The sequence below is a fragment of the Mesorhizobium sp. M0954 genome (genome assembly GCF_040319155.1).
Taxonomy (GTDB): Bacteria; Pseudomonadota; Alphaproteobacteria; order Rhizobiales; family Rhizobiaceae; genus Mesorhizobium.
The window spans coordinates 1-2,207 of the sequence record NZ_JAMYNR010000073.1; the positions used below are offsets into that span (position 1 = coordinate 1).

Below are 2,207 nucleotides of genomic sequence, written 5' to 3' on the forward strand. Positions count from 1 at the left end.
CGAGCCCCCCCCCGCCCTCACTATTTTTTATCCACCGTCGTTTTTTTTTTGGGGTGGGGGTGGGGGGGGGGGCGCTCCCCCCACCACCCCCCCGCCCCCCCCCCCCCCGCTTTTCGCGAAGCCGGTAGCTGTCGCCACGGATGGTTATCACTGTCGAATGATGAAGCAGGCGATCAAGGATCGCCGTTGCCACCACGGGATCGCCAAACACGCTGCCCCATTCGCCCACCGAGCGGTTTGAGGTGATCAGGATCGATCCCCGCTCATAACGCCGCGACACCAGCTGGAAAGACAGATGTGCGGCATTGGCTTCGAACGGGAGATAGCCGAGCTCGTCGATGATCAGCAGTTTCGGCCGCGACAGGGTCGTCAGTTGCTTTTCGAGTGAACCGTCGTCATGGGCCTTGGCCAGCATCGCCACGAGCGTGGCCGCCGTGACGAACTGGACGCTATGGTTTTGCCGGATCGCCTCGCGCCCGAGAGCCACCGCCAGATGTGTCTTGCCCGTACCCGGAGGTCCAAGGAACAGGACCGTGTCGCCATGGGCAATCCAGCGGCAGGTCGCCAGTTCCCGGACTTGGCGCTGATCCAGCGACGGCTGCGCGTCGAAGTCGAAGCCATCGAGTTCGCGCACAAACGGGAACTGCGCGATCTTGCCTGCCATGGAGATGCGCCGCTCGTCGCGCCGCGCGATCTCGCGCGTCACGAGGAAGGCCAAAGCCTCGCGCAAGGTCATTTGCGAACGCGCCGCTTCGTCCAGGAGCGTATCGAGCTGGTCCCGGATCGCGGTCAGCTTCAGCCGGTCGAGCTGAGCCACCAGCATCTCGTGATCGACCGTCGTCATCACCAGCTGCCTCCCACCAGTGCCTCATATTCGGCCAGCGGCCGCAACAGAGCGGAAGGCGCAACAATATCCGCCGGCGCCGATTGCACCGGCGCAGCAGCGCCGACCACGCCGGCAAGATGCGCGCGCTCGACAATCCGTTGGCGACGTCCGCGGCACAAGGCATGATCCGCCACCACCTCGCCCGCATGACGCACGATAACGCGGCCGCCCAGCACCACGACCTGGACGCTCTCCCCGATCAGCCGCCAGGGAACCGAGTAACTGTTCGTGTCCAGGTCGATTGCGCAATCTGCCTGGACCTTGCGCACGAGATCCCGCAGCTGCCCGAACGGCGCCCGTCCGCCCAGAGGGCGAAGCGCCACGGCCTCTTCGGCAAAGCGTTCCGCAGGAGCCACGCCGGTCGTGCCATGCACACGCTGATCGGCAATCTCGCGCGTCCACCGGTCCAGATGCGCCTCGAACGCCGCCCAGTTCTCGAACCGGCGGCCAGCAATCGCATTGTGCTTGACGTAGCCGACCCCGCGTTCGTCCTTTCCCTTCGTACGCGCCCGGTAGGGCGCACAAGCCCGTGGCGTAAATCCCCAGTAGCGGGCAAAGGCGTGCAGCCGCACATTGAAGCGCACCTCCCGCGTCGCCGCATCGTGATGTTCGACCAGCGCCTTCGGATTATCGAACAGCACTTCCGTTGGAACCCCGCCGAAGCGAAGGAAGGCTCCTTCCATCCCCTCCAACCAGTCCGCCTGGCGCTCCCGAAGCGAGGGACGGATATGCAGCCGACGCGAGTAACCCAGCGTTGCCACAAACAGGTGCACCCGAACACGCTCGCCGCCGATCCACGCCCGCGTGTCGCCAAAGTCGATCTGCATTTGATGTCCCGGCGCCGTCTCAAACCGAACCGTCGCGCGCTTCTGCACCCTCAACTCCCGACGCCAACCCTGCACCCGAAGCTCCACCGACCGAAGCCCTATGACGAGCCCGTGTTCGCTCTCCAGTTCCTGGCGCACCACATCGGCGTTGCCACCATGGCGGAAGAAGCGCTCCCGCAGCCAATCGTCTAGCCCATCAAACGCGCTCCGCCGCACAGGCTTGCGAAACGGAACAGTCCCGCCCTCGCGCAGATACCGACGCACCGTGTTGCGCGCGCACCCGAATTCCTTCGCCAGCCGCTTCGCTCCCCAGCCAAGCTCATGCAGCCGCAGCATCGCTGCCACTTCTTCAGGCTGAAGCATCTCCTCTCCCTGCATCGTTCTCGACAATGCAGGAATCGCCGAAATCTCAACCGTCATCCATGCCTCCTCTCATAACCGAGGGGGTCAGTTCTTCATTTCGTCAGGGGGTCAGTTTCTCAATTCGCCCGACA

General features: G+C 64.4%; 2 protein-coding genes. Both read right to left on the reverse strand.

The window, feature by feature from the left end; translation table 11 throughout:
- Window positions 1-844: IS21-like element helper ATPase IstB (gene istB / locus NKH93_RS34150; RefSeq protein WP_352976389.1), on the reverse strand; the 844-nt coding region annotated here is incomplete at its 3' end.
- Window positions 844-2,133, reverse strand: a complete 1,290-nt coding sequence (gene istA / locus NKH93_RS34155) for an IS21 family transposase (protein WP_352976392.1) — start codon at window positions 2,131-2,133, stop codon at window positions 844-846. The genes istB and istA, both read right to left, overlap by 1 nt.
- Window positions 2,134-2,207: the final 74 nt, after the last annotated feature.

What these genes read in the sequence shown, in the direction of transcription:
- istA (WP_352976392.1), bottom strand. Translation starts at nt 2,133, where the DNA reads ATGACGGTTGAGATTTCGGCGATTCCTGCATTGTCGAGAACGATGCAG.